This window comes from Cypionkella psychrotolerans, assembly GCF_001294535.1.
GTDB classification, from domain to species: domain Bacteria; phylum Pseudomonadota; class Alphaproteobacteria; order Rhodobacterales; family Rhodobacteraceae; genus Cypionkella; species Cypionkella psychrotolerans.
The window spans coordinates 337,507-361,501 of sequence record NZ_LGIC01000086.1 but is presented as its reverse complement, the minus strand read 5'-3'; the positions used below and the strand labels follow the sequence as shown (position 1 = coordinate 361,501).

24 protein-coding genes and 1 pseudogene are annotated in these 23,995 nt (G+C 60.0%); 16 read left to right on the top strand and 9 right to left on the bottom strand.

The features are described from left to right. Window positions 1-10: 10 nt before the first annotated feature. The 3 genes from AKV04_RS21465 to AKV04_RS21455 all read left to right on the top strand — a co-directional run bounded on the left by AKV04_RS21465 (window position 11) and on the right by AKV04_RS21455 (window position 2,254). On the top strand, window positions 11-631 hold the full coding sequence (locus AKV04_RS21465) for a queuosine precursor transporter (RefSeq protein ID WP_054008416.1): 621 nt from the start codon (window positions 11-13) through the stop codon (window positions 629-631). A gap of 265 nt (window positions 632-896) precedes the next feature. Next, entirely contained in the window at window positions 897-1,319 is a 423-nt protein-coding gene (arfB, locus tag AKV04_RS21460) for an alternative ribosome rescue aminoacyl-tRNA hydrolase ArfB (protein WP_054008415.1), read from the top strand. Further along, the gene (locus AKV04_RS21455) at window positions 1,316-2,254 is read left to right on the top strand and encodes a phosphotransferase enzyme family protein (RefSeq protein WP_054008414.1); all 939 of its coding nucleotides are present in this window, start codon (window positions 1,316-1,318) and stop codon (window positions 2,252-2,254) included. The genes arfB and AKV04_RS21455 overlap by 4 nt, the downstream gene beginning before the upstream one ends. Here AKV04_RS21455 and pncB read toward each other — a convergent pair. The 4 genes from pncB to pncA all read right to left on the bottom strand — a co-directional run bounded on the left by pncB (window position 2,251) and on the right by pncA (window position 6,362). Beyond that, a complete protein-coding gene (pncB, locus tag AKV04_RS21450) occupies window positions 2,251-3,543 on the bottom strand; it encodes a nicotinate phosphoribosyltransferase (protein WP_054008413.1) in 1,293 nt (430 codons plus the stop codon). The genes AKV04_RS21455 and pncB overlap by 4 nt on opposite strands. Further along, entirely contained in the window at window positions 3,477-3,995 is a 519-nt protein-coding gene (locus AKV04_RS21445) for a response regulator (protein ID WP_054008412.1), read from the bottom strand. Before AKV04_RS21445 ends, pncB begins: the two co-directional genes overlap by 67 nt. After that, window positions 3,989-5,689, bottom strand: a complete 1,701-nt coding sequence (locus tag AKV04_RS21440; protein WP_054008411.1) for a hybrid sensor histidine kinase/response regulator — start codon at window positions 5,687-5,689, stop codon at window positions 3,989-3,991. The genes AKV04_RS21445 and AKV04_RS21440 overlap by 7 nt, the downstream gene beginning before the upstream one ends. 64 nt (window positions 5,690-5,753) lie before the next feature. Further along, window positions 5,754-6,362, bottom strand: coding sequence for a bifunctional nicotinamidase/pyrazinamidase (pncA, locus tag AKV04_RS21435; RefSeq protein ID WP_054008410.1), 609 nt, complete (start codon window positions 6,360-6,362; stop codon window positions 5,754-5,756). 114 nt (window positions 6,363-6,476) lie between these two features. Here pncA and trhO point away from each other — a divergent pair, with 114 nt between their 5' ends. Continuing rightward, window positions 6,477-7,379: an oxygen-dependent tRNA uridine(34) hydroxylase TrhO gene (gene trhO / locus AKV04_RS21430; RefSeq protein ID WP_054008409.1), complete on the top strand. Its 903-nt coding sequence runs from the start codon at window positions 6,477-6,479 to the stop codon at window positions 7,377-7,379. A gap of 26 nt (window positions 7,380-7,405) precedes the next feature. On the opposite strand, the gene AKV04_RS21425 is transcribed toward trhO, so the two are convergent. Continuing rightward, a complete protein-coding gene (locus AKV04_RS21425; protein WP_054008408.1) occupies window positions 7,406-8,182 on the bottom strand; it encodes an IclR family transcriptional regulator in 777 nt (258 codons plus the stop codon). 85 nt (window positions 8,183-8,267) lie between these two features. Between AKV04_RS21425 and AKV04_RS21420 the strand changes: the two genes are divergently transcribed. From AKV04_RS21420 to AKV04_RS27635, 7 genes and pseudogenes are all read left to right on the top strand, one after another. Beyond that, window positions 8,268-9,170: a 2-dehydro-3-deoxygalactonokinase gene (locus AKV04_RS21420; protein ID WP_054008407.1), complete on the top strand. Its 903-nt coding sequence runs from the start codon at window positions 8,268-8,270 to the stop codon at window positions 9,168-9,170. Beyond that, the gene (locus AKV04_RS21415) at window positions 9,167-9,772 is read left to right on the top strand and encodes a 2-dehydro-3-deoxy-6-phosphogalactonate aldolase (protein WP_054008406.1); all 606 of its coding nucleotides are present in this window, start codon (window positions 9,167-9,169) and stop codon (window positions 9,770-9,772) included. The genes AKV04_RS21420 and AKV04_RS21415 overlap by 4 nt, the downstream gene beginning before the upstream one ends. Then, the gene (locus AKV04_RS21410) at window positions 9,769-10,620 is read left to right on the top strand and encodes an SMP-30/gluconolactonase/LRE family protein (protein WP_054008405.1); all 852 of its coding nucleotides are present in this window, start codon (window positions 9,769-9,771) and stop codon (window positions 10,618-10,620) included. The genes AKV04_RS21415 and AKV04_RS21410 overlap by 4 nt, the downstream gene beginning before the upstream one ends. Before the next feature lie 93 nt (window positions 10,621-10,713). Beyond that, a pseudogene (locus AKV04_RS27940) lies at window positions 10,714-11,034 on the top strand (beta-galactosidase). After that, window positions 11,034-11,504: a beta-galactosidase gene (locus AKV04_RS27325; RefSeq protein WP_235815729.1), complete on the top strand. Its 471-nt coding sequence runs from the start codon at window positions 11,034-11,036 to the stop codon at window positions 11,502-11,504. The pseudogene AKV04_RS27940 and the gene AKV04_RS27325 overlap by 1 nt, the downstream one beginning before the upstream one ends. After that, window positions 11,420-11,653, top strand: a complete 234-nt coding sequence (locus tag AKV04_RS27320; RefSeq protein WP_235815736.1) for a beta-galactosidase trimerization domain-containing protein — start codon at window positions 11,420-11,422, stop codon at window positions 11,651-11,653. Before AKV04_RS27325 ends, AKV04_RS27320 begins: the two co-directional genes overlap by 85 nt. A 48-nt stretch (window positions 11,654-11,701) precedes the next feature. Then, window positions 11,702-11,830: a hypothetical protein gene (locus tag AKV04_RS27635; RefSeq protein WP_268871813.1), complete on the top strand. Its 129-nt coding sequence runs from the start codon at window positions 11,702-11,704 to the stop codon at window positions 11,828-11,830. 379 nt (window positions 11,831-12,209) lie between these two features. Here AKV04_RS27635 and AKV04_RS21400 read toward each other — a convergent pair whose 3' ends face one another. Then, on the bottom strand, window positions 12,210-13,814 hold the full coding sequence (locus AKV04_RS21400; protein ID WP_054008403.1) for an alpha-glucosidase: 1,605 nt from the start codon (window positions 13,812-13,814) through the stop codon (window positions 12,210-12,212). A gap of 143 nt (window positions 13,815-13,957) precedes the next feature. Between AKV04_RS21400 and AKV04_RS21395 the strand changes: the two genes are divergently transcribed. The 3 genes from AKV04_RS21395 (at window position 13,958) to AKV04_RS21385 (ending at window position 17,519) form a co-directional block, all read left to right on the top strand. Then, window positions 13,958-15,205: an MFS transporter gene (locus AKV04_RS21395; RefSeq protein ID WP_054008402.1), complete on the top strand. Its 1,248-nt coding sequence runs from the start codon at window positions 13,958-13,960 to the stop codon at window positions 15,203-15,205. 21 nt (window positions 15,206-15,226) lie between these two features. Next, window positions 15,227-16,396, top strand: coding sequence for an MFS transporter (locus tag AKV04_RS21390; RefSeq protein ID WP_054008401.1), 1,170 nt, complete (start codon window positions 15,227-15,229; stop codon window positions 16,394-16,396). Window positions 16,397-16,496: 100 nt separating this feature from the next. Continuing rightward, complete coding sequence (locus AKV04_RS21385; RefSeq protein WP_054008400.1) at window positions 16,497-17,519, top strand: aspartate-semialdehyde dehydrogenase; 1,023 nt, start codon at window positions 16,497-16,499, stop codon at window positions 17,517-17,519. A 130-nt stretch (window positions 17,520-17,649) separates the two neighbouring features. On the opposite strand, the gene AKV04_RS21380 is transcribed toward AKV04_RS21385, so the two are convergent. Further along, window positions 17,650-19,596 (bottom strand): oxidoreductase, encoded by a 1,947-nt coding sequence (locus AKV04_RS21380; protein ID WP_054008399.1) that lies wholly within the window; start codon window positions 19,594-19,596, stop codon window positions 17,650-17,652. A gap of 118 nt (window positions 19,597-19,714) precedes the next feature. On the opposite strand from AKV04_RS21380, the gene AKV04_RS21375 reads away from it, so the two are divergent. Next, on the top strand, window positions 19,715-20,287 hold the full coding sequence (locus AKV04_RS21375) for a helix-turn-helix domain-containing protein (protein WP_054008541.1): 573 nt from the start codon (window positions 19,715-19,717) through the stop codon (window positions 20,285-20,287). Window positions 20,288-20,326: 39 nt separating this feature from the next. On the opposite strand, the gene AKV04_RS21370 is transcribed toward AKV04_RS21375, so the two are convergent. Both AKV04_RS21370 and AKV04_RS21365 read right to left on the bottom strand, forming a co-directional pair. After that, entirely contained in the window at window positions 20,327-20,785 is a 459-nt protein-coding gene (locus tag AKV04_RS21370; RefSeq protein WP_054008398.1) for a tetratricopeptide repeat protein, read from the bottom strand. Between the two features lie 92 nt (window positions 20,786-20,877). Then, window positions 20,878-22,215, bottom strand: a complete 1,338-nt coding sequence (locus tag AKV04_RS21365; protein ID WP_082351783.1) for an aspartate aminotransferase family protein — start codon at window positions 22,213-22,215, stop codon at window positions 20,878-20,880. A gap of 117 nt (window positions 22,216-22,332) precedes the next feature. Between AKV04_RS21365 and AKV04_RS21360 the strand changes: the two genes are divergently transcribed. After that, window positions 22,333-23,994, top strand: a complete 1,662-nt coding sequence (locus AKV04_RS21360) for a mucoidy inhibitor MuiA family protein (RefSeq protein WP_054008396.1) — start codon at window positions 22,333-22,335, stop codon at window positions 23,992-23,994. Window position 23,995: the final 1 nt, after the last annotated feature.

Below are 23,995 nucleotides of genomic sequence, written 5' to 3'. Positions count from 1 at the left end.
GGAACATAAAATGAACAAACTGCTGCTTGGCGTCATCGCCATGGCCATTATCGTGGTGGCCTCCAACATTCTGGTGCAATATCCGATCGGCCAATGGCTGACCTGGGGCGCCTTCACCTATCCCTTCGCCTTTCTGGTATCCGAATTGGTCAACCGCTTTGAGGGCGCCAAAGCCGCCCGCCGAGTGGTTTATGCAGGCTTCGCCGTGGGTCTGCTCTGCTCGGTGATCGGCACGCAAATCGTCGGCGAATTCGGCCCACTGGTTACATTGCGCGTCGCCATCGCCTCGGGTTTGGCGTTTTTGGTAGGGCAACTTCTGGACGTGACCGTGTTTGACAAACTGCGTCGTGCCGAGTGGTGGCGCGCGCCTTTCCTCGGCTCATTTCTGGGCTCGTCCGTTGATACGTTGCTGTTTTTCAGTCTGGCATTCTCCGCCGATTTCATCTGGATAGAGCCCGCAAATGATGTGTCTTGGGCCAGCGGTCTGGTGCCGCTGTTGGGCTTTGGCCCCGAGGTGCCGCTGTGGCAATCGCTGGCTTTGGCCGACTTTTGTGTAAAAGTTGCCGTTGATTTAATCGCCCTGATGCCTTTCAGACTCGCAATTGCAAAATACGCGAACAAGACCGCGTAAAACCTTTTGACAAACCGAAAATCTATGTCAGGCTTGCCTTATCGGCAACATTTTGAAAGGAGGTGACCCAGTGTCTAGAGTGATATTGGAGAGCGGTGTCGGGACAGTCATGGGGGGTGTTTTCTAGGGGCAGCCCTCTAGCGAAACAAACCACTGATTGGGCTTTTGATACCTAACTGGCCCATCTCCTTAGATCTCGGAAAGGGTTGCCACGTACAGGCTGGCAGCCCTTTCTCTTTTCCACACACCCCGTTAGTTTGACCGAATGTTGTGGATCACTGACGCCATTTTGATTGCTGACTGGGAGCTGAGCGAAAGCTTTGTGCGCGCCTCGGGTCCGGGTGGACAAAACGTCAACAAAGTCTCCACAGCGGTTGAACTGCGTTTTGAGGCGGAACGATCCCCAAATCTGACGGCTGGCGTGAAGGCGCGGTTGAAAAAACTTGCCGGACGGCGCTGGACTTTGGAAGGCGCATTGGTGCTTCAGGTTGAAGATACACGCAGCCAAGCCCGCAACCGTGAAATCGCCCGCGAACGGCTGGCCGATCTGATCCGGGCCGCTCTGGTCGCCCCGAAACGGCGCATTGCCACCAAACCCAGCTATGGCAGCCAGTTGCGCAGGGTTGCAGCAAAGGTGCAGCGCGGTGAGGTTAAGGCGCTTCGCGGCAAGCCGGGTGAGGAAGAATGACGATTGAAGCCTTGGCTGTCGAGGCCGCAAGCCATTGGAATGGCAGCGTAACGCGGCTGTTGGGCAATCGCGAAAACGCAGTGTTCGAGGTGCTGTTGCCCTCAGGTCGCGCTGCATTGCGCCTGCATCGCCAAGGCTACCAAGACGATGCCGCAATCCGGTCTGAGCTGTGGTGGTGCGCGGCTATGGCCCGAAAAGGGGTTGCGGTGCCAGCCGCTTTGCCCAGTTGTTCGGGCGACTATCTTGTGAAGCTTTCCAACGGTCGCAATGCCTCAATCATCAACTGGATGCAGGGTGAGGGCTTCGGCGAGGCCGCCAAACCCTTGCCCTGCGCGCCGGAGGATCGCCTAACGCGGCATTTTGCCTTGGGCGAACTGCTTGCCAATGTCCATGCCGCGACGGATCGCTTGATCCTGCCCGCAGATTTCACCCGCCCGCGTTGGGATATTGACGGGCTGGTTGGCAAGGCTCCGTTATGGGGTCGGTTCTGGGACCATCCTGCCGCGAGCCCCAACCAAGCCGAAATCCTGTGGGCGGCGCGGGGTTTTCTGCGGGATCAGATCAGCAGCCACCAGAAAGACGGGGGCGATTTTGGCCTGATCCATGCTGACGTGCTGCGCGAGAATATCCTTGTGAACAACGGTTCGCTTTCGCTGATCGACTTTGACGACTCGGGCTTTGGCTTTCGGCTTTACGATCTTGGCACAGCACTCAGCCAGAACCTCTATGAACCGGATTACCCATTGATCCGCGATGCGCTGGTGGCAGGCTATGGCCAGACCCGCAGCGTCAACACCAAGATGGTTGAGGTTTTTACCCTGGCGCGTACCTGTGCTTCGGTCGGTTGGGCGGCCCCGCGCTTGGCCCCCAATGATCCCATCCATACATCCCATATAGCCCGCGCAGTGATGTGCGCGCAAACCGTGATGGCCTAAACCACCACCGCCTGCGCGACCTGCTCGCCAACCCCAAACACCCGCTTATAGCGAGCAATCTCGTCCTCTGGCCCCATCGCCTTGTTGGGATTGTCAGAAAGCTTCACGGTTGCTCGCCCATTCGCCGCGATCGCCTTGCAGACCACGCTAAAGGGCGCCAATCCGTCGTCCGGTGCCAAGCCACGGAAATCATTGGTTAACATCGTCCCCCAGCCGAACGAAACCTTCACCCGGCCGCGAAACTGTTTTTGCAGCTCCATGATCTTGTCGACATCAAGACCATCCGAGAAAATTACCAGCTTTTGCTTGGGATCTTCGCCTCGGTCCTTCCACCATTGAATGGCGATTTCTGCGCCGGTTGCCGGATCACCGCTGTCAATCCGAATGCCTGTCCACGACGCCAGCCAATCCGGCGCACGTTTCAGGAAGCCTTCGGTGCCAAAGGTGTCTGGCAGGATGATCCGCAGATTGCCGTCATGTTCCTCCTGCCAATCGGCCAGAACCTGATAGGGCGACTGTGCCAGTTCCGCGTCAGAATTGGCAAGCGCTGCATAGACCATAGGCAATTCATGCGCGTTGGTGCCGATCGCCTCCACCTCGCGCCGCATCGCGATCAGGCAGTTTGAGGTGCCGGTGAACTTGCCTTCCAACCCCTCTTGCATGGCTTGCACGGCCCAATCCTGCCACAGAAAGGAATGCCTGCGTCGCGTGCCGAAATCTGCGATCCGCAGGCCCTCAATCTCGCGCAGCTGGGTGATTTTCTCCCACAGCTTGGTCATCGCTCGGGCATAAAGCACCTGCAATTCAAACCGCCCCTGCTTTTCCAACACCGCGCGGCTGCGCAATTCCATCAGCACCGAAAGCGCCGGAATTTCCCACAGCATCACCTCGGGCCAGCTGCCCTCAAAGGTCAGCTCATACTGCCCATCGCGCTTTTCCAGATGGTAGGCGGGCAGCCGCATGCCCTCGAACCACTCCATGAAATCCGGGCGAAACATCTGACGCTTGCCGTAAAAGGTATTGCCGCGCAGCCAAGTGCTTTCGCCCCGCGTCAGGCTCAGCGAGCGGACATGGTCCAGTTGCTCGCGCAACTCGCCTTCGTCAACCAATTCAGCCAATCGCACGGACTTTGAGCGGTTGATCAGGCTGAAGGTAACGACAGTATCCGGCTTGTTCCTGAAAATAGATTGACACATCAACAGCTTGTAAAAGTCTGTGTCAATCAGCGAGCGGACGATCGGGTCGATCTTCCACTTGTGGTTCCAGACGCGTGCGGCGATGTCGACCATGACGGCCCTCCCTTTGCGTTACTGTCTAAGGCATGAACGGGGGGAAGGTCAAAACGATCCCGCGCGGCGGCAGTGCGTTCCAGCAAAGCGTAAAGTTCAGCGCGGATCAAAGGCTTGGTCAAAACCGCATCCATGCCAGCCGCAAGGCACAAAGCGGCCTCCTCAGCCGAGGCATAGGCGGTCAGCGCCACAATCGGACAGCGCGGCAAATCCGCTTCGGCCTCATCAATCGACGCGACAGAGCGTTCCAACAACTTGCGCGTCACCAGCATGTTGGTGCGATTATCTTCGGCCACCAGCAGGCGCAAATTTGTCAGCGGCGCCACAGTGAGGACGGACCGCACCACAGGATTTTGCGCCGCGCGGGGCAAACGCAGAACCAGCGTAAAGACCGACCCGACGCCCGGTTCAGACGTCACCTCAATATCGCCACCCATCTGCTGCGTCAGCAACGCGAGATCGTCAAGCCAAGACCCGTGCCGCCAAATTGCCGCGAGATCGTGGTGTCGGCTTGGGGAAAGCTGTCAAACACATGCCCGATGCGGTCGGCCGCAATGCCAATGCCGCTGTCTGTGATAGCGATACGGATTTGGTCGAGTTTGCCGTCAGGAATATTCTGCACCGATACAGTTACGCTGCCCGTCGCGGTAAACTTCACGGCATTTCCCAGCAGATTCAGCAGAATCTGACGCAGCTTTCCAGAATCTCCCAAATGCAAATGTTCTGCTGATGGCAGATCTGCTCGCAGTAGAATCGCCTTTTTCATTGCGGTCGGACGCAGAAGATCCAAAGTGCGCGCCACCGCCTCATTGATGGAAAATGGCTCGACCAACAGATCAAACTTCCCAGCCTGAAGCTTGGACAGATCAAGTACGTCGTTGATGATGGTCAGGAGCGCCCGGCTGGAATCGACGATGGTGCTGACATATTGTCGCTGCACTGGGTCAAGCGGGGTTTCCTTCAACAGTTCTGCGACACCAATCACGCCATTCATCGGGGTGCGAATCTCATGGTTCATCGTGGCAAGGAATTGGGATTTGACCTGCGCTGCCGCTTCGGCTGCGGTGCGGGCCTGGGCAAGCTCTGCGGCATGGGCTTTGGCTTGGGTGATATCCCGTTCGAACGCGATGTAAACGCTGGGCTTGCCGTCGGGACCAAGCGCGGGAGACATTGCGACTTCGACCCAAATCACCCGCCCGGATTTGGTACGGTTTTGAATGTCACGCCGCACCGGCCTGACATTTTCGCGCGCCTCTAACAGATCTTCCAAGGCGGCAGGGCCGGTCTCCTCGGTGTTCAGCAGATCGCCCGGTTGCTGACCGACGGCCTCACCAAAGCTATAGCCGGTGACCCGGGTAAAGCCTTCATTCACCCATTCGATGCGGCCATCAGGTGCAGTAAACACAATAGAATCAGTGGCATGTTCGGCCGCAAGCGCAAGACGCTTGGCCTTGTGGGCAGCATCGGCGGCGGCGATTCGCGCGCTGTCCAGGGCCACACTTTCTTGCAACAACGCCTGTTCAAACCGCAAACGCTCGGTTTGGCCGCGCTCGACTGCGCGGATGAACAAGGTGGCGGTATAGGCCATGATCAGCACGGAAATGAACAAAAACCATGATTCTGCGCGCAGTTGGTCAGTGTCCGAGCGCATGTCTGACAGCAGCATGCCCAGACAGGTTGCCGCGTAAACCACCAAGCGCAGAGACGCGCCGAGGGCAAAATGGCGTCGCACCAGCCCGGCATTGATCGCTGCAGACATCAGGAAAGCTGCGGCGAAAAATCGAGCCCCCTGCAACGGAATAAGCCGCCAGCAGATCATCACACAAGCGGCAATGGTCAGCGCTTGCACCGTGCCGGAAAGTGCCGCGCCGATACGGGCAGCCTTCGGCACGGCTGCCCCGTCAAGGCGGCGCGAAATATAGAAAAGCGCAGTGCAATCAATTGCTTCATCGATCAAAGCAAGGCAACCCGCCAAGACCCCAAGCCAAAATGATGACAGCGCCGCAATGCTAACGGAGCCGATCAGCGTCATCGTCTGCCGTATGAGAAAGCCGCGGGCACGACCCCGCGCATAGCGCAGAAACAGCCCGTCCCTACTGTTGCGGGCCAGAAACAGGCCGATTTCACTGTTGATCGCTGCGTTCATTCCCTGCGGCCTTTTGCCTCTCGCAGCGCAAGGCTAACCCGCAAAAGTTAACGTCAGATGAGCGTCAGACCACCCAATGCACGCCAGCCGCCAAACATTTCGCCTTCGCCTCGGCCATCGTGCCGTTCAGGTCAATCGCGCGGCAGGCAGTTTCCAGCAAGGTCACCGAAAACCCAAGCTTTGCCGCATCCAATGCCGAATAGGCCACGCAGAAATCCGTGGCCAACCCGACCAGAGTCAGCACATTAATCCCACGCGCGCGCAAGTAACCCTCCAACCCGGTCGGGGTGCAGTGATCATTCTCAAAAAACGCCGAATAGCTGTCGATGCCAGAGCGAAAGCCTTTGCGCACAATCAGTTGCGCGGGTTCCGTCTGCAAATCTGCATGAAATTCCGCCCCTGCAGAGCCTTGCACGCAATGCACCGGCCACAAAACTTGCGGGCCATAGGGCATCTGGATTTGCGAAAAAGCTCCCGCCCCCGGATGGTTGGCGGCGAAGGAGGAATGATCCGCCGGGTGCCAATCCTGCGTCAGCACCACGCAGTCAAACTCGGCCATCAAAGCGTTGACCTTCGGGATAATTGCATCGCCCCCCGCCACGGCCAAAGCGCCGCCGGGGCAGAAATCGTTCTGGATGTCGATCACGATCAGGGCTTCATCGGCGGGGCGCATCGGGGTCTCCTGTTCCGGCTGCTCAAGGGGTAAGCGGCAGCTTTCGCCCGGTCAACCCAAAGGCGTCCAGCTAAAGATATTGCTCTGCGCCGCACTAAGGCGTAAATCGCGGCCATGCTGACCGTCGCCGCTCTCTATCACTTCACCCGTTTCCCCGACCCCGCCGCTTTGCAGGGGCCGCTGTTGGATGTTTGCATCGCAAAAGGGGTGAAGGGGTCACTCCTGCTAGCCCACGAAGGCATCAATGGGACCATCGCTGGGCCTGCTTCCGGGATCGCTGCCGTTCTCGTGCATCTGCGTAACCTGCCGGGCTGTGCGGCGCTGGAACACAAGGAAAGCTACACCACCGAGATGCCATTTGGCCGCATGAAGGTGAAGCTTAAGCGTGAGATTGTGACGATGGGCCAGCCTGATGTCGATCCGATCACACGGGTCGGGTCTTATGTGGCGCCTCAGGATTGGAACGCGCTGATTGCCTCTCCCGATGTGGCGCTGATTGATACCCGCAATGATTACGAGGTCGGCATCGGCACCTTCCAAGGCGCGGTTGACCCCGACATTCGCAGCTTCCGCGATTTCCCGAAATGGTGGGAAGACCACAAAGACGAATACCGTGGCAAGCGGATTGCGATGTTCTGCACGGGTGGGATTCGCTGCGAGAAATCAACGAATTATCTGCTGGGGCAGGGGGTGAATGAGGTGTTTCACCTCAAGGGTGGCATCCTGAAATACCTCGAAGACGTACCCGCCGAGGCCTCGATGTGGGATGGCGAGTGTTATGTGTTTGACGGCCGCGTCTCAGTTGGCCACGGGCTAGTTCCGGGCGATTATGACAGTTGCCACGCCTGCCGTCGTCCGATCAGCGCCGAAGACAAGCATCGCCTTGAATATGAGCGCGGCGCCTGCTGCCACCATTGTGTAGCCGAGTATTCCGAGACGGATCGCACCCGCTTCCGCGAGCGGCAGCGTCAGTTGGATCTGGCCGCAGCACGGGGCGAGAAACACTTCTCGGACTGAGGTCACAGCGCAGGATCGCACTTCAGCTAAACGTGCTCGGGAAACCGCCAGCTTTCCGCCTCGGCTGCAATCTCTGCCGCCGCCAGCTTTAGCCGCCCAACATGCGCCTCCAAGGCCCGCAGACTGCTGCGTGTCGTGGTCGAGGTGACTGAAACCGCGCCGATCATCCGACCCGAACGTGCCAGAATGGGGGCGGCCACACAAATGATGCCAGCCTCATGCTCCTCATTGTCATAAGCATAGCCCCGCGCCCGGATTGCGGCCAGTTCAGCCAACAGCGCAGGGCTGTCCAACGTTTGCGCGGTGAAACGGTGAAAACTCTGCCGCGCCAAGGCTTCGGCCATTGTCGCATCGGGCATAAACGCCAGCATCGCCTTGCCGACCCCGGTGCAATAGGTTGGCCCCACCTTGCCCGCCTGCGAAAACATCTCGACAGGCCGCGCAGCGTTGCGTTTGTCAACATACAGCACTTGACCCTGATCCATCTGCGCCAGATGCACCGTCTCACCCGTCAGCGCCGCCAAATCATCCAACGCCCGCCGCGCCAATGGGGCCAGCGAGCTTTGCGCCCAAGCCCCATGCGCCAACCTGACCAACCGCAGACCCAAACTATAGCTGCCGCGATCCTCGTCATAAGCCAGCATGCCCTGATGCGTCAGGGTTTGCAGCAGACGGTACAGCGTCGCCTTTGGATAACCGCCGCGTGCCAGCAGTTCGCTGAACCGCACCGGCGCGAGGGTGGCCACCGTCTCCAGCACGTCCAGCGCCTTGCCGACGGTGCCATCTTGCTGATTATCGCGCATCGGTGCCTCGCAGGAATTGACAGGGCCTAAGGTAAATAGCATAATTCCCATTATGCAAGACTTTATTTCAAATACTGGAACTACAATGACACCCGACTGGATCGCCGTTGATTGGGGCACCTCAAACCTGCGGGCTTGGGCGATGGGACCAGAGGGTGTGCTGGCCTCGGCAGGTTCTGACGAGGGCATGGGGAAACTGGCTAGGGCCGAGTTTGAACCCGCCTTGCTGCGGCTGATCGCGCCTTGGTTGAGCCCAGAGGTGACGCCGGTGATCGCCTGTGGCATGGTCGGCGCGCGGCAAGGTTGGATGGAAGCGCCCTATCGCCACGTCCCCTGCTCCCCGGTTGCGTCGGGTGAGTTGATGGCGGTGCCAACGGCCGATCCGCGCATACAGATGATGATTGCGCCGGGGTTGTCTCAGGCCAAGCCCGCCGATGTGATGCGCGGCGAAGAAACCCAAATCGCCGGAGCCTTGGCGCTGCTGCGGGGCTTTGACGGCGTGTTCTGCCTGCCCGGCACTCATTCAAAATGGGTGCATGTCTCGGCGGGTGAGGTGGTATCATTTCAGACCTTCATGACCGGAGAAATGTTCGCGCTGCTGTCGCAACAGTCGGTGTTGCGGCATGGTATGGGCAGTGAGGGCAGCGATGAAGATGCCTTTGCGCAAGGCCTGGCCGAGGCGATGGAGCGACCCGAGAAGATTTCCGCACGTCTATTCACATTGCGCGCCGAAGGGCTGTTGAGCGGTCTTTCGCCCACCGCTGCCCACTCGCGATTATCGGGTTTGCTGATCGGATTGGAACTCGCCGCAGCCAAACCCTACTGGCTGGGTCAGCGCATTGCCCTAATCGGGGCCGAAGCGCTATCTACTCGCTATGCCTATGCACTGACCGCGCAAGGGGCCGCTTCCGAATCTCTAGACGCCACCGCCTGCACCCTCGCAGGCCTTGCCGCCGCGCGCGGTGTTTTGCAGAAAGCCAAGCCATGACTCGCCCCCTGATCGCCATTCTGCGTGGTATCACCCCTGCCGAGGCCGTGCCTGTGGCCGAGGCGCTGATTGCCGCAGGCATCACCCGCATAGAGGTGCCGCTGAACTCGCCCAATCCGCTGGACTCGATTGCGGCGATGGTTAAGGCCTTCGGATCGCAGGCAGAAATCGGCGCGGGTACTGTGCTGAGCGTGGAGGATGTGGCCGCCGTCGCGGCTGCCGGGGGTCGTCTGATCGTCTCGCCCAACTGCAATCCAGATGTGATCCGCGCCAGCAAAGCCGCTGGTATGGCGAGTTGGCCGGGGGTGATGACGCCCACCGAATGTTTCGCGGCTTTGGCGGCGGGGGCGGATGGGCTAAAGATTTTTCCCGCCAATCTGATCGGCCCCGAGGGCTTGAAAGCAATTCGCGCCGTATTGCCAAAAACCTGCGAGGTCTATGCCGTGGGTGGCGCGGGCGCCTCGAACTTCGGCGAATGGATCAAAGCGGGGGCAAGCGGTTTTGGCATTGGCACGGCGCTCTACACGCCGGGTCTGTCGGTTGTTGAAGTCAGCGCAAAAGCCCGCGCCATTGTCAAAGCATATGATGAGGCCAGCGCATGATTTTCGATCCACGCCTGTGTGAGTTGGGCGAAGGTCCACTTTGGCATCCAATTCGTGAACAAATGTTCTGGTTCGATATCAACAACCAAAAACTGCTGTCGCAAGACCGCGATGGTCCGCGCGAATGGCGCTTCCCTGAGATCGTCTCGGCGGCAGGCTGGGTCTCAGACGATGTTCTGCTGATCGCTGGAGAGCGCGATCTGTTCCTGTTTGATCTGGAAACCGAGGAAGTTGAAACCCTCTGCTTGCTCGAACAAGATAAGCCGAAAAACCGCCCCAACGATGGCCGCGCCGATCCACAAGGCGGCTTCTGGATTGGCACAATGGCGAAGGATGAGGCGGCGGGTGCGGGCGCGATTTACCGTTATTATCGCGGCGAATTGCGCAAACTTTACAGCGATATAACCGTTCCGAATGCCATCTGTTTCCCGCCCAGCGGAGCTTTCGCCCACTTTACCGATACCATTACCCACAAGGTGATGAAGGTCGCTCTGGATGCAGATGGCTGGCCAAATGCCGCGCCTGAGGTGTTTCTCGACCTGACAGCCGAGGGCCTCTACCCTGACGGCGCAGTGATTGACGCGGGGGGGGTGATGTGGCTGGCACAATGGGGCGCATCGCGCGTCGCTGCCTATGATGCTGACGGCACGTTCCTGCGATCCATTCCGATCGATGCCCCCCAGATCACCTGCCCAGCCTTCGCTGGCCCGCAGCTGAGCGCTCTGATCGTCACCTCGGCGCGCAAGAATTTGGATGCGGAAGCCCTGCGCATAGCCCCCAATTCCGGCGCGACCTTCGTGATCGAAGGCACCACCAAAGGTCAACATGAACATCAGGTCATAATTTAGTGAATTAAAAGTCATAAATATGAAACGTACCTTGGTGTTTGTGACGACCCCGAGCCTTAACCCGAATTGCGATGGGTCGAGTACGCTGCGCGGATGGCGAAGCTGGGCCTGACTTGGGTCCGGATCGGTGTATTTGCTTGGGCGCGGATGGAACCTACGCCCGGCAGCTATGATTGCGGCTGGGCTGGACCGTGCCATCGAAACCTTGGGTAATGCGGACCTGCAAGTCGTGCTCGGCACCCCACCGCTATCCCACCGCGTTGGATGCAGACCAAACATCCTGACATGCTGGCTATGGATAAGGACGGCAGGCAACGCGGCTTCGGACCGTCCCGTCACTATGATTTGAGCCATCGCCCTACCGCACCGAAAGGGCCAAGACCGTCACTGCACTGGCGAACTCGGCACATTTGATGGTGTTCTACCGCTGCGCCTCTGTCGAAGTCGCCTCCTTAAGCCGACAACAAGCTGAAATCATTCCTCGCCACTCTGCGGCACCCATCATGCATAATTATATGGGCCAAGTCACGGATTCCGATCACTTCGCAACCGGAGTCGACCTCGACCTCGCGTCACGGTATCCCTTCGCGCATGGTGCCGAAGCGATCTGCTATTTCCGTTGGCGTCAGGCGGCGTATGTACAAGAACAGATGCATGCAGGCCTGCTGCGGCCCGATCCCCTGGCCGCCCCGGCGCACAACGAAGCGGCACGGGCCACCCTCGAACTGACACTGGTTCCCGATGTTTCTAATGTCCGCGCCGAAGCTACGCTGGTGGCCGATTGTGCTTCGGCTTGGGCGTGGCGACACAGCCGCAGGGGCGTGATTTCAGCTATTTCCGCCTTGCGTTTGAGACCAATCGCGCCTTGTGCCGGTTGGGCCTGAACATCGACATCATCCCGCCGGATTGCGCCGATCTTTCGACCGACAAACTTGTGCTCGCCCCCGGTGTCGCCACCCTGTCGCAGCCTTTCCTAAAGGCACTCGCCGCGCACAAAGGCATCTCGCTGATCAGCCCGCGCAGCGACACCTAGACGTTTGAATTCGCCACCCCCGTCCCCTCACCGCCCAATCTACCCGGCTTGAATGCCCACGTCGAAAGTCTGCCGCCTGCGCTGAAGGTTCGGCTGGCCAACAGCGCTCAGTTCCTGCACTGGCGTGAGAAGATTGAGACGGCGGATGAGGTGATTGAAACCACTGCCGACGGTTGACCCGGGCTGAACTGTGCTGGGGGTATCTGCTATCTTGCCGGACGGCTCGACGATACCGGCTCGGCGCACTTCTTGACGGCACTGTGCCATAAGGCTGGGATTGAGACCAACCCACTGCCGGAAGGCCTGCGGCGCAGGGATGCCGAGGTCCACCGCTTCTTGTTCAATAACAATGGTTTAGACATCGAATAGGATGGCAAGACCATTCCCGCCGCTGGCGTGTCTTGGCAGAAATTATGAAATAAATGGGGCGATACCCTTGTGGTCGTGGTCCCCAAAACTCCTGACAACTTGACTAAAACTATCATCCTCTGTGCTCAAATATCCCACGGGGATCCGGGGGGTGAAACCCCCGGCGACCTTAATGTAGTAAGCCCGCTCAGACCCGCACCGATGCCGCCCCATCCAAAGTTAAAAACGCAAAGCCATTCGGCCCCAGTGCTAACCGCGTTCCATCCAGAACTGCACCCTGCGATGGCCCCTCTAGCCCGCTCGCACCTTCAACAGCCACCGAAACCGCTTCGGGCGACAGGTTGAAGACGCAGAGCACCGCATCGCCACGGGTGAAGGCCAAAATCGGCTCGGGCAGCTGGAAGAACTGCGTCGCACCGGCCACCAAGTCGTCCGACGCTTTCCGATAGGCCAGCATCGCGCGATAGGTTTCCAGCACCGACCCCGCCACGCCCACCTGAGACGCCACATTGCGCGCCAGTTGCGGCGCTTTCACCGGAAGCCACGGCTTGCCCGTGCTAAACCCGCCGTTCGGCGAGGCATCCCACACCATCGGTGTGCGGGTATTATCGCGCCCCACAGGCTCCGGCCAAAAGTTGATGCCCTGCGGGTCGGTCAGTTCCTCAAGCACCAGTTCAGTATCAGTCTGCCCAATCTCCTCGCCTTCCCAGAGGCAAATCGAGCCTTGGAACGACAGCAGCAACGCCCCAGCCTGTCGCGCCAAAGCGTCCTGCGACATGCCATGCTTGGCCCAACGCGACGCCTGCCGCACCACGTCGTGATTGGAAAACGCCCACATCGGCCAACCATTCGGTGCACCGGTGAAGAATTCCTCAATCTTGCCTCGGAAGAACGCAGCCGAGTAATCGTAGCCCATCATTTCAAACGAATAGCACTGATGCAGCCGGCCGGGGGCGGTGTATTCGCCCATCATCCGAATGGCATGATGCGCCTCACCCATCTCGCCCACCGTGGCGCGATCAACATATTCGTCCATCACCCGGCGGATGCGTTCCATCCAGCCCAGATTTTCCGGCTGACCCTTTGAGAACAAATGATATTGCATCTCATAGGGGTTGCCATCCGCCTTGGTTTTCACCCGGTAATCGGCGGCATCATTGCGGAACAAAGCGTCCTTGAAGAAGTAGTTCACCGTATCAAAGCGGAAACCATCCACCCCACGATCCAGCCAGAACCGCAGCACAGATTCCATATACTCCACCACCGCCGGATTGCGGTAGTTGAAGTCGGGCTGCTGCGGCAAAAACGAGTGCATGTAATACTGCTTGCGCCGCGCGTCCCAAGTGAACGCGGGGCCACCAAACACCGAAAGCCAGTTGCAGGGCGGCGTGCCATCGGGGCGCGGATCGACCCAGATATACCAATCCGACTTGTCGTTTTCGCGGTTCTTGCGGCTTTCCCCAAAGAACGGGTGCTTGTCGGACGAATGGTTCAACACCTGATCAATGATCACCTTCAGACCCAGATCATGCGCCCGCGCCACCAAAGCATCGAAATCCGCCAAAGTGCCAAACACCGGGTCAACGTCGGTGTAATCGGCCACATCATAACCCATATCCAGCATTGGCGAGGTGAAAAACGGTGACAGCCAGACCGCATCACAGCCCAGATCGGCGATATGATCCAGACGCCGTGTGATGCCGTTCAGATCGCCGATCCCGTCGCCATTGTCATCCTGAAACGACCGGGGATAGACCTGATAGGTCACCGAACCACGCCACCATTCCGCCATTCCCGCCTCCGATAACTGCTGCTTCCCAAAGCCTAAACCGCTTTGGAAGCCTTGCACAGACCGCCCGGCTTGTGTCCCACACAATTCTGCCGTTGACCCCGCCAAACCATCGGCTAACCGTGACGCCAAGCAGGAGCCGTTCCATGATCCAGACCTCCCCCAAATCCAGCATCTTCACCCCGGTCCTGATCGCAGGCTGCGTGATCCTTATGCTGGGCTTTGCCATTCGCGCCAGCTTCGGCGTGTTTCAGATCCCGATCGCCGCCGAATTTAACTGGCCGCGCGCCGAGTTTTCTATGGCCATCGCGATCCAAAATCTGGCTTGGGGTGTCGGCCAGCCAATCTTCGGAGCTCTCGCCGAACGCTTCGGCGACCGCCGCGCCATCATCGCGGGCGCAATATTATACGCATTGGGCCTTGTGCTATCGAGCTACGCCGTCACCCCCGGCCAGATGCAACTGCTCGAAATCTTGGTGGGTTTCGGCATCGCAGGTACCGGCTTTGGCGTGATCCTTGCTATTGTGGGCCGTGCTGCCAAACCGGAAAACCGCTCGCTGGCTTTGGGCATCGCCACCGCCGCAGGTTCAGCGGGCCAAGTCTTCGGTGCACCAGCCGCGCAAATCCTGCTGCAACATTACCATTGGCAAACCGTTTTCGTGATCTTCGCCGTGGTGATCCTGTGCGCCCTGTTCGCGCTGCCCTTCCTGCGCTCGCCCAGCATTGCCACCAAACATGAACTTGATGAATCCCTCGGCACCGTGCTGAAACGCGCCTTCAAAGACCCGTCCTTCACCATGATCTTCGTCGGCTTCTTTTCCTGCGGCTATCAGTTGGGCTTTATCACCGCCCATTTCCCTGCCTTCATCACCGAAAAATGCGGCGCCATCGACCCGTCGGGGTTGCTGGCGGATATCGGGATAACCTCAACCTCGATCTTAGGCGCGATTGCGATTTCAGTGATCGGGCTGGCGAACATCGCAGGCAGCATCATGTCGGGCTGGCTGGGCAAACGCTACACCAAGAAATACCTGCTCTCAGGCATTTACCTCGCCCGCACCGTGGCCTCGGCTTTGTTCATCATGCTGCCGATGACCCCGGCGAGCGTACTGATATTCTCCTTGGTGATGGGCAGCTTGTGGTTGGCCACCGTGCCGCTCACCTCTGGCCTTGTCGCGCATATCTATGGGCTGCGCTATATGGGCACGCTGTACGGAGTGGTGTTCTTCTCGCACCAAGTCGGCAGCTTCCTCGGCGTCTGGCTGGGTGGCAAACTGTATGACATCACCGGAGATTACAGCACAGTCTGGTGGATCGGCGTCGGCGTTGGCGCGTTCTCGGCCATCGTGCATCTGCCGATCCGCGAGAAACCTCTGATGGCGCAGCCTGCCTGATCAATGCCTTAAGGAGTTTTCATGCGCCCCGGAATTGCCGCCCTTGTGCTGGCCTATGTGCTCAGCCAGTTCTACCGCGCCTTTCTGGCGGTGCTGTCGCCCATCTTGGCGGTGGATATTGGGGCCACGGCGGAGAACCTCGCTTCGGCTTCGGGGTTTTGGTTTTTGGCCTTCGCGCTGATGCAGATTCCGGTGGGGGTGGCGCTGGATCGGGTCGGGCCACGGCTGACCACCGCCGGGTTGCTTGCGGTGGGCGGGATCGGGGCTGCGGTGTTTGCGATGGCAACCGGGCCGGGGGCGATCAACGTGGCGATGGTGCTGATCGGCATGGGCTGCGCCCCGGTGCTGATGGCGGCCTATTACATCTTCGCCCGCAGTTTTTCGCCCGTGGTATTTGGCACCTTGGCGGGGGTGGTGATTGGGATCGGATCACTCGGCAATATCGCGGCCTCGCTGCCCTTGTCGCTGGCGGTGGAGGCGATTGGCTGGCGTGGCGCGATGTGGGGACTAAGCGGGCTGACCTTGCTGACCGCCGCTGCGGTTTGGCTGCTGGTGCGCGACCCCGAGCGGGTCATCCACACCAGCAAAGGCTCGCTGCTCGATCTGTTGCGGATGCCTGCATTATGGCCGATCTTGATCATGATGGCGACATGTTACGCCCCCGCCGCCGGGTTGCGCGGACTTTGGGCGGGGCCCTATCTGACCGACGTATTCCAAGCCGATGCCGCCCGGATCGGCGTGGTGACCTTGATCATGGGTCTGGCGATGGTGGCGGGCAATTTCGCTTATGGCCCGTTGGATCGCCTGCTGGGCAGTCGGAAGTGGCTGATATTTGGCGGCAATGCTTTGGCTGTGGCTTGCCTGCTGGGGCTATACGCCTTCCCCGCAGCCTCCGGTTTCCTACCCGTCGCGCTATTGGCAGGCGTTGGCTTCTTCGGATCATCCTTCCCAATGGTGATGGCGCATGGCCGCGCCTTCCTGCCGCCGCATCTGGTCGGGCGGGGCGTTACCCTGATCAACTTGTTCGGCATCGGCACTACGGGCCTGATGCAGATCGCTACGGGTCATTTGCAAGCCGCCCTGCCGCAAAGCCCGCCCGAGGCCGCCTATGCCGGGCTTTTCCTGTTCTACGCCGGGTTTACCGCGCTTGGCCTGCTGATCTACCTGCGTGCCCAAGATCGCACCGACTGACCGGCTGCGGATTTCCCGCAACAAACCCTTTCCCCCCACGTCCCCATGCGCTAAGGGGGCACGTCTTTGATGGTCACTGACAGAATTCTAGGAGACCCCGATGGGCTATAAGGTCGTCGTCGCGGGTGCCACGGGTAACGTGGGCCGCGAAATGCTGAACATCCTCGCCGAGCGCGAGTTCCCGATTGACGAGATTGCCGCTTTGGCATCGCGTAAATCGCTGGGCACTGAAATCAGCTTTGGCGACAAGACCCTGAAGACTAAGGATCTCGACACTTTCGACTTCACCGGCTGGGACATTGCTTTGTTCGCCGTGGGCTCGGATGCGACCAAAATCTACGCGCCCAAGGCTGCGGCGGCGGGCTGCGTCGTGATCGACAACTCGTCGCTCTACCGCTATGACCCCGCCGTGCCGCTGATCGTGCCGGAAGTGAACGCGGATGCGATTGCGGGCTACACCAACAAAATGATCATCGCCAACCCGAACTGCTCGACAGCGCAGATGGTTGTGGCGTTGAAGCCTCTGCATGACCGCGCTCGGATCAAGCGGGTGGTGGTGTCGACCTACCAATCGGTGTCGGGCGCGGGCAAAGAGGGTATTGACGAGCTTTGGGATCAGACCAAGGGCCTCTACGTTCCCGGTCAGGAAGTGCGGCCGTCAAAGTTCACCAAGCAGATCGCGTTCAACGTGATCCCGCATATCGACGTGTTCTTGGATGATGGCTCCACCAAAGAAGAGTGGAAGATGGTGGCTGAGACCAAAAAGATCCTCGACAAGAACATCAAAATCACCGCGACCTGCGTGCGGGTTCCGGTGTTTGTCGGCCATTCGGAATCGATCAACATCGAGTTTGAAGACTTCCTGGATGAGCATGAAGCCCGCGATATTCTGCGCGAGTCTCCCGGCATCATGGTGATCGATAAGCGCGAAGATGGCGGCTACATCACCCCGATTGAATGTGTCGGCGATTACGCGACTTATATCAGCCGCATCCGGCAGGACAGCACGATTGATAACGGCATCAATCTGTGGTGCGTCTCGGATAACCTGCGCAAAGGGGCGGCTTTGAATGCGGTTCAGATCGCGGAAGTGCTGGGCAATCGGTATCTGAAAAAGGGCTGATCTGGCCGTTTTTGAATTTGAAAAGCCCTGCCGGTTGGCGGGGCTTTTTTTATGGTCCCAACTCGGGACCATTGTTTTTATTGCCAAAATCCGAGCCGTTGCCGTTTTGGTTAACGACACCTTAACAGCTTTACGCCGCGACGCCTGCTTTCAGCCCATCATAAACCGCTTCTTCGGCGGTGCGCGGTGCAAGGCAATCGCCGATTTGCGTCACCTGAATCCCCAAATCCTGCAACTCCGCAGCCAGCCCATCCACCGGGATATGGCCAAGGCTCAGCACCAGAGTATCCACCCCAGACACCTCCATCGCTTCGCCGCTTGGGGTGTGTTGCAGATAGACCGTGTCCTCGGCGGTGCCGAACAACCGTGCGTAGGGCCGCACGTCGATTTGCAAACGGTGCAGATCGGCGGCCATCGTGTCGCGGACATACAGCGGCAGGCTTTCGCCGGGGTGCAGGCCATTCACGGCCAGAGTTACACTTGCACCGTCGCGGGCGGCCATTTCGGCGATGCCGGGGGCGATCCAGTCGCAGCGCCAATCAGCCACCACGACCCGAGCGCCCAGTTTCACCTCACGCCGCAGCACCTGCCATGCGGTGACGATCTGGATTTGGCCATCGGTGGGCAGATCGGGGATGTGCGGGCGCGCCCCGGTGGCAAGGATCACCGCATCGGGGGCCTCGGCTTGCACGAAAGCCGTTGTCACCGTCACGCCGCGCCGAACCTTCACCTGCGCGCGTTCCATTTCGCGGGCAAGGTTGGTGATGATGCCGCCAAACTCCGCCCGTTTCGGTAAAAGCTGCGCCAGCAACGCCTGCCCGCCAAGCTGATTTGCCGCCTCATACACCGTCACATTATGACCGCGCTTGGCGGCGGTAATCGCGGCTTTCATGCCTGCTGGGCCACCGCCCACCACCATGATTTTCTTGCGCTTTGCCGCAGGCTTCAGGCTGCCATAAGTCAGTTCGCGCCCGGTTTCGGGGTGCTGAATACAAGAGATCGGCAGGCCGCGATGGAAATGCCCGATGCAAGCCTGATTGCAGGCGATGCAAGCGCGGATGTCGTCAATCGCTCCGGTTTCGGCTTTGGCGGGCAACTCTGGATCGCAGATCAGCGCACGGGTCATGCCGCAAACATCGGCCTTGCCGGAGGCGATAATCGCCTCAGCCTCTTGCGGCTGGTTGATGCGGCCCGCGACAAAAACCGGGATTTTCAGCGCCTTACGGAAGGCCCCGGCATCGGCGGCGAAGTAGCCCGCTGCAAAGGCCATCGGGGCTGCGATATGCACCGCGCCGCCGATGGAAGCGGACGTTCCGGTGGTGATGTTGACGAAATCCAAACCGGATTCGAGGGCTTGGCAGGCCGCCAAGGCCTCGGGGATCGTCAGGCCTTCGTCATCGCGCTCACCCGCAGAAATGCGCAGGCCGATGATGAAATCATCATCGGTGGCGGCGCGGACGGCGGCGAGCACGCGGGTCAGGAAGTGCTGACGCTTGGTATCGCTGCCGCCGAAATCGTCGTCGCGCAGGTTGACGCGGGGGTTCAGAAACTGCGCGGGCAGATAGCCGTGTGAGGCGACAACCTCGACGCCGTCAAAGCCCGCTTGGTGCAGGCGACTGGCAGCCGAAGCATAGCCCACGATGATTTCTTCAATCATTGCAAGGCTGAGCGGGCGCGGCATCACATGGAAACGCTCGTTTGGCACGGCCGAGGGCGCATAGGCGACGGCCAGCAAGCCATCGGCGCTTTCCATGATCTCGCGCCCCGGATGGAACAATTGCGACAGGATCACCGCGCCCTCGGCATGGACGGCTTTCGCGAGGTCGGTATAGCCGGGGATGCAGGCGTCGGTGGTCGCCATCAGCAAATGCGAGGTATAGCGCGCGGTTTCATGCACGCCCGCGACTTGGGTGATGATCAGGCCTACACCGCCCTTAGCGCGGGCGCGGTGGTAGGCGATCAGCGCCGGGTTGACCGTGCCATCGGTGGGCATCGTGGTATCATGACCGGTCGACATGATGCGGTTTTTCAGGGTGGTGCGGCGCAGGGTCAGCGGGGCGAACAGGTGCGGGAACATGGATGTGGCGGCCTTTGGGTTGCTGGCCTTGGATAGCAGGTCAGTAAAAAAATGGAAGATATTTTTACTATAGGCAAAACTTGTTGCGATTATTGTGCAGGCGCGGCATGGTTTCGGGATGGACGAACTGACTGATCCCGCAGGTTTCTTAGGCGAGCGGATGCGCGGATTGCGCAAGCGCCGTGGCCTGACTTTGGCGCAACTGGCCGAGGCGGCGGGGCTGTCGATTGGCTATATCAGCCAGTTGGAGCGCAATTTGGCCTCGCCCTCGATCCCAGCTTTGGTGAATATTGCCAAAGGCTTGGGCGTGACGGTGCAATGGTTTTTCGCCGGGGAAGCTCCGGTGCCCGACGATGAGCGCGGCTATGTGATTAGGCGCGGCAATCGGTTGAGCCTGCGCTATGCGGGCGGCATCGTCGATGAACTCTTGACGCCGAAGCTGAGTTTGCAGGTGGAAATGATCTATTCGCGGATGCCCGCGGGCACCGAAAGCGAGCAGTCTTACACGCATGAGGGGGACGAGGTGGGATTCGTGCTGCAAGGCCAGTTGGAATTCTGGATTGGCGCGCGGCATTTCCTGCTGCACGCCGGCGATACCTGTAGCTATTCCTCACGCGAGCCGCACCGCTATCGCAACCCCGGCCCCGAGGAGGCGGTGGTGTTATGGGCGATCAGCCCACCCAGTTTTTAGCGGCTGGCGGCTGCCCCTCAGCCGCGTGTCGGGCTGTGATCAGCCCTTCATGCCGATGGATTCCGCCAGATCCGTGGCTTCTTCGCAATCGCCACACAGACCCTGCAATGTCTTCAAATTCGCCATCGCGGCATCGGTCTGGCCAAGTTCGAGATACATCTCGCCCTGATACTCCAACGCGCCAAGATGGCCGGGATTGATCTTCAGCGCCGCCGTGTAGGACACTGCCGCCACATCCATATTGCCCAGCTTGCGATTGGCAAAGCCGCGCAGGTTCCAGGCATCGGCGTTCTGCGGTTCTTCGCGGGTGATTTTATCCAGCAACGGCAGGGCGGCGGCATAATCTTCGGCGTCGATCTTGGCTTTGGCCTCGGCATAGGTCGGGGCGGAGTCGGTCTCGCTGCTGTCGTCCGAGCTGCCTGCGGCCATCGCCGGATCCAGCGCCATCGACAACAGACCGAACAGGCCGATCAGAACATAAGCAAGGATATGGGGCATTTTGGCTTCTCCCTTTGGTCGCGTTGCTTGAGTGCTGGCACGCTACCCGATTCGGTAAATTTGCTGCATCAAGCCTACGTGAGATGGCAAAATTATGCCAAATCTTCAGAAATCAGCACCTGACGGATGGACTTTGCGGTTTTATCGACGATCTCGGTCAGTTCGGCATCGCTGCAGTTATAGGGCGGCGCGAGGATGACGATATCGCCACTCACGCCATCGACATTGCCGCTGACCGGATAGCAGATCAGGCCATTGTTCATCGCAGCCGCACGGATTTTTAGGGCCAGTTTGCGGTCGGCCTCGAACGGGCGCTTGCTGGCACGATCGGCGACCAGCTCGGCACAGATGAAATGACCGCGACCGCGAATATCCCCGATGGCATCAACACCATTCAGCGCATCGGCGAGCCAGCTTTTCAGGCGGGCCTCGTTGGCGGTGACTTTTGCCAGCAAGCCTTCGCGCGCGATGATGTTTTGCACCGCAACCCCGGCAGCGCAGGCGGCGGTGTGGCCGGTGAAGGTGTGGCCGGTGCCAAAAGCGCCGTCTTTGGCGCGGATCGCCTCCCAGATTTGTGTGGTGCAGATCGCAGCTCCGAGCGGCATGTAGCCGCCTGCCAGACCCTTGGCGATCGACATGATGTCAGGCTCTACTCCGTCACGCGCCAATGCCCGCCAAGGTCCGGTACGGCCTGCGCCACACATCACCTCATCCGCGATCAACACGACACCGTATTCGGTGCAAATCTCGCGCACGCGCTGGGCGTAGCCGTCAGGGGCGGGCACGCAGCCGCCTGCGGCCCCGACGACGGGCTCAAAGATGAAGGCGGCGATGGTTTCGGGGCCATTGGCAAGAATGGCGGCTTCCAACTCGGCCGCGCAAGCCTCGCCTGCGGACTCAGCCGTGGCCCCGGCGACGGGGCGGTAGGCGTTGGCGGGCGAGAGTTTGATTGAGGGAATGAACGCGCCTTCATAGGCGGCGGTGCGTTCGGCAAAGCCCGAGACGCCCAAAGCGCCCAAAGTGTTGCCATGCCACGAGCGTTCGCGGCTGATGAAGCGGCGGCGGGATTTCTGGCCGATGGCGGTTTGATATTGCAGCGCGATCTTCAGGCAGCTCTCAACGGCCTCTGATCCGCCGGTGACAAACACCATCTCGCGCAGAGTGCCACCGCAATGGCCCCGGATGATCTCGGTCAATTCCTCTAGCGCGTCGGTGCTGAAGTTATAGCGGTAGCCATGCGCGATCTGGCCGAGTTGTGCTGTGATGGCGGCGTTGACCTCGGCATTGGCATGGCCAAGGCAATAGACGGCGGGACCGCCCGAGCCGTCGATATATTGCTTGCCGCTGGCGTCCCACAGATAGCTGCCGCGCCCGTGCGTGACTTTCGGCAAAGCGGTGGTGGCGGTCAGGGCATCGGGTTTTGCGGTCATGGCAAGCCTTTTGATTTTGGCCAACATGGCAGGGCAGCGATGGGCCGACAAGGGGCGGCAGAGGGTTGCTTGCGGGGGGCTGCGCGCAGTAACCTTGTGGAAATTCGGGAGGAATTCATGCGTCATTTTGGTGTGTTTGCTGTTTTGTTGTCCAGCGTGTCGATCAGCACTTTAGCTGGCCTAGGTTTTGCCGGGCCCGCTTCGGCAGATCAGATCCTCGCCACCAGTCATGTGACAGCGGTGACGGTTTATCCCGAAGGCGCACAGGTGACACGGCAGGTGGATTTCACCGCACCCGTCGGGGCCAGCGAATTGCTGATTGCCGATCTGCCAGCGGAAACCCAAGCCGATCTGATGCGCGTGTCTGCTGATGGGATTGGGCTGGGGGCTTATGCCTTGCGCACAGATCGTTTGCCGCCGCGCGCGGATGCGGCTGATGATAAGCTGGTGGTGGCGAAGGCGGCGGTTGAGACGGCCGAGGCAGGGGTGCGGGCGGCACAGGCCGGGGTGGATGCGATCAACGCCAAGGTTGAGGCTGCCGAGGCGCAAGCAGATTTCTTGCGCAAGGTGAAGCCGGAAGGCGCGGCTGTGACGGTCGATGGCGTCAAGGCGCTGTCGGTGATGATCGGGGCCGAAGTGCTGGCGGCGCGGCAAACGGCGCTGGCGGCGCAAGCCGAGCTGCCGGTGGCGGTGAAGGCGCTGGAGGAGGCACAGAAGGTTCTGGGGGATGCGGTGGCCGCGCAAGACGCCGCGTTGCAGCGCGATCAGAACTACGCGGCTTTGTCGGTGACGGTTGAGACTACGACAGCGGGGATGCAGCATCTGACGGTGACGACGTTTGTGGGCGAAGCGTCTTGGGCGCCGGTCTATGACATCAGTCTTGACCGCAAGGCGGGCAAACTGGATGTCGCGCGCGGGGTGCTGGTCAGCCAAGCCTCGGGGGAGGATTGGCAGGGGGTGGATCTGACATTGTCGACGGCTCAGCCTTCGAGCAAGTCGGAACCCTATCCGCTTTACCCGAATTTGCGGCGGGCGGTGGTGCCCGAGCCCGCAGAAAGTTATGGGGCCCCGGCCGACAAATACTCTGAGGCTGGGGTAACTGAACCCGTGATGGAACCCGAAGTCGTCCAATCCAGCACCACTGCGGCGCGGATGTATTACGTCGGCGATACGGTGGTCTATCACTACCCGACGGCGGTGGATGTAGCGACGGGGGTGGAGAATCTGCGGCTGGAGCTGGACAAGTTGGCGCTCAGCGCGACGGTGGTGGCTTTGGCGGTGCCACGGCAAGACAGCGAGGCCTATATGCTGGCCAAGTTCACCAATGACAGCCCCGAGACTCTACTGCCCGGCACGGCGTTCCTGCATCGCGATGGTATGTTGGTCGGGTCCACCACGTTGGAGGCTGTGGTGCCGCAGGCCGAGGCGGAGATGGGTTTCGGTGCGATTGAGGGGATTCGGTTGAAGCGGGAGATGCCGCTGCGGGCCGAGGGGGATCGCGGGATTTTGTCCAGCTCTACGCAGGTCGAGGAGAAGGCGGTGTTGGAGGTAGAGAACCTGACCGATGAAAGCTGGCCGGTGCGGTTGCTGGATCAGGTGCCCTATTCGGAACAGGAGGAATTGGAGATCAGCTATACCGCCGATCCGGCCCCGACCGAGGTGGATGTGAACGGACAGCGCGGGATTTTGGCTTGGGAGTTTGAGTTGGCGGCGGGCGAGAAAAAGGCGGTGCGGCTGGATCATGTGATCAGTTGGCCGGAGGGCAAAGAGTTGCAGTAAG

What these genes read in the sequence shown, in the direction of transcription:
- AKV04_RS21465 (WP_054008416.1), top strand. Translation starts at nt 11, where the DNA reads ATGAACAAACTGCTGCTTGGCGTCATCGCCATGGCCATTATCGTGGTG.
- arfB (WP_054008415.1), top strand. Translation starts at nt 897, where the DNA reads ATGTTGTGGATCACTGACGCCATTTTGATTGCTGACTGGGAGCTGAGC.
- AKV04_RS21455 (WP_054008414.1), top strand. Translation starts at nt 1,316, where the DNA reads ATGACGATTGAAGCCTTGGCTGTCGAGGCCGCAAGCCATTGGAATGGC.
- pncB (WP_054008413.1), bottom strand. Translation starts at nt 3,543, where the DNA reads ATGGTCGACATCGCCGCACGCGTCTGGAACCACAAGTGGAAGATCGAC.
- AKV04_RS21440 (WP_054008411.1), bottom strand. Translation starts at nt 5,689, where the DNA reads ATGAACGCAGCGATCAACAGTGAAATCGGCCTGTTTCTGGCCCGCAAC.
- pncA (WP_054008410.1), bottom strand. Translation starts at nt 6,362, where the DNA reads ATGCGCCCCGCCGATGAAGCCCTGATCGTGATCGACATCCAGAACGAT.
- trhO (WP_054008409.1), top strand. Translation starts at nt 6,477, where the DNA reads ATGCTGACCGTCGCCGCTCTCTATCACTTCACCCGTTTCCCCGACCCC.
- AKV04_RS21425 (WP_054008408.1), bottom strand. Translation starts at nt 8,182, where the DNA reads ATGCGCGATAATCAGCAAGATGGCACCGTCGGCAAGGCGCTGGACGTG.
- AKV04_RS21420 (WP_054008407.1), top strand. Translation starts at nt 8,268, where the DNA reads ATGACACCCGACTGGATCGCCGTTGATTGGGGCACCTCAAACCTGCGG.
- AKV04_RS21415 (WP_054008406.1), top strand. Translation starts at nt 9,167, where the DNA reads ATGACTCGCCCCCTGATCGCCATTCTGCGTGGTATCACCCCTGCCGAG.
- AKV04_RS21410 (WP_054008405.1), top strand. Translation starts at nt 9,769, where the DNA reads ATGATTTTCGATCCACGCCTGTGTGAGTTGGGCGAAGGTCCACTTTGG.
- AKV04_RS27325 (WP_235815729.1), top strand. Translation starts at nt 11,034, where the DNA reads ATGGTGTTCTACCGCTGCGCCTCTGTCGAAGTCGCCTCCTTAAGCCGA.
- AKV04_RS21400 (WP_054008403.1), bottom strand. Translation starts at nt 13,814, where the DNA reads ATGGCGGAATGGTGGCGTGGTTCGGTGACCTATCAGGTCTATCCCCGG.
- AKV04_RS21395 (WP_054008402.1), top strand. Translation starts at nt 13,958, where the DNA reads ATGATCCAGACCTCCCCCAAATCCAGCATCTTCACCCCGGTCCTGATC.
- AKV04_RS21390 (WP_054008401.1), top strand. Translation starts at nt 15,227, where the DNA reads ATGCGCCCCGGAATTGCCGCCCTTGTGCTGGCCTATGTGCTCAGCCAG.
- AKV04_RS21385 (WP_054008400.1), top strand. Translation starts at nt 16,497, where the DNA reads ATGGGCTATAAGGTCGTCGTCGCGGGTGCCACGGGTAACGTGGGCCGC.
- AKV04_RS21380 (WP_054008399.1), bottom strand. Translation starts at nt 19,596, where the DNA reads ATGTTCCCGCACCTGTTCGCCCCGCTGACCCTGCGCCGCACCACCCTG.
- AKV04_RS21375 (WP_054008541.1), top strand. Translation starts at nt 19,715, where the DNA reads ATGGACGAACTGACTGATCCCGCAGGTTTCTTAGGCGAGCGGATGCGC.
- AKV04_RS21370 (WP_054008398.1), bottom strand. Translation starts at nt 20,785, where the DNA reads ATGCCCCATATCCTTGCTTATGTTCTGATCGGCCTGTTCGGTCTGTTG.
- AKV04_RS21365 (WP_082351783.1), bottom strand. Translation starts at nt 22,215, where the DNA reads ATGACCGCAAAACCCGATGCCCTGACCGCCACCACCGCTTTGCCGAAA.
- AKV04_RS21360 (WP_054008396.1), top strand. Translation starts at nt 22,333, where the DNA reads ATGCGTCATTTTGGTGTGTTTGCTGTTTTGTTGTCCAGCGTGTCGATC.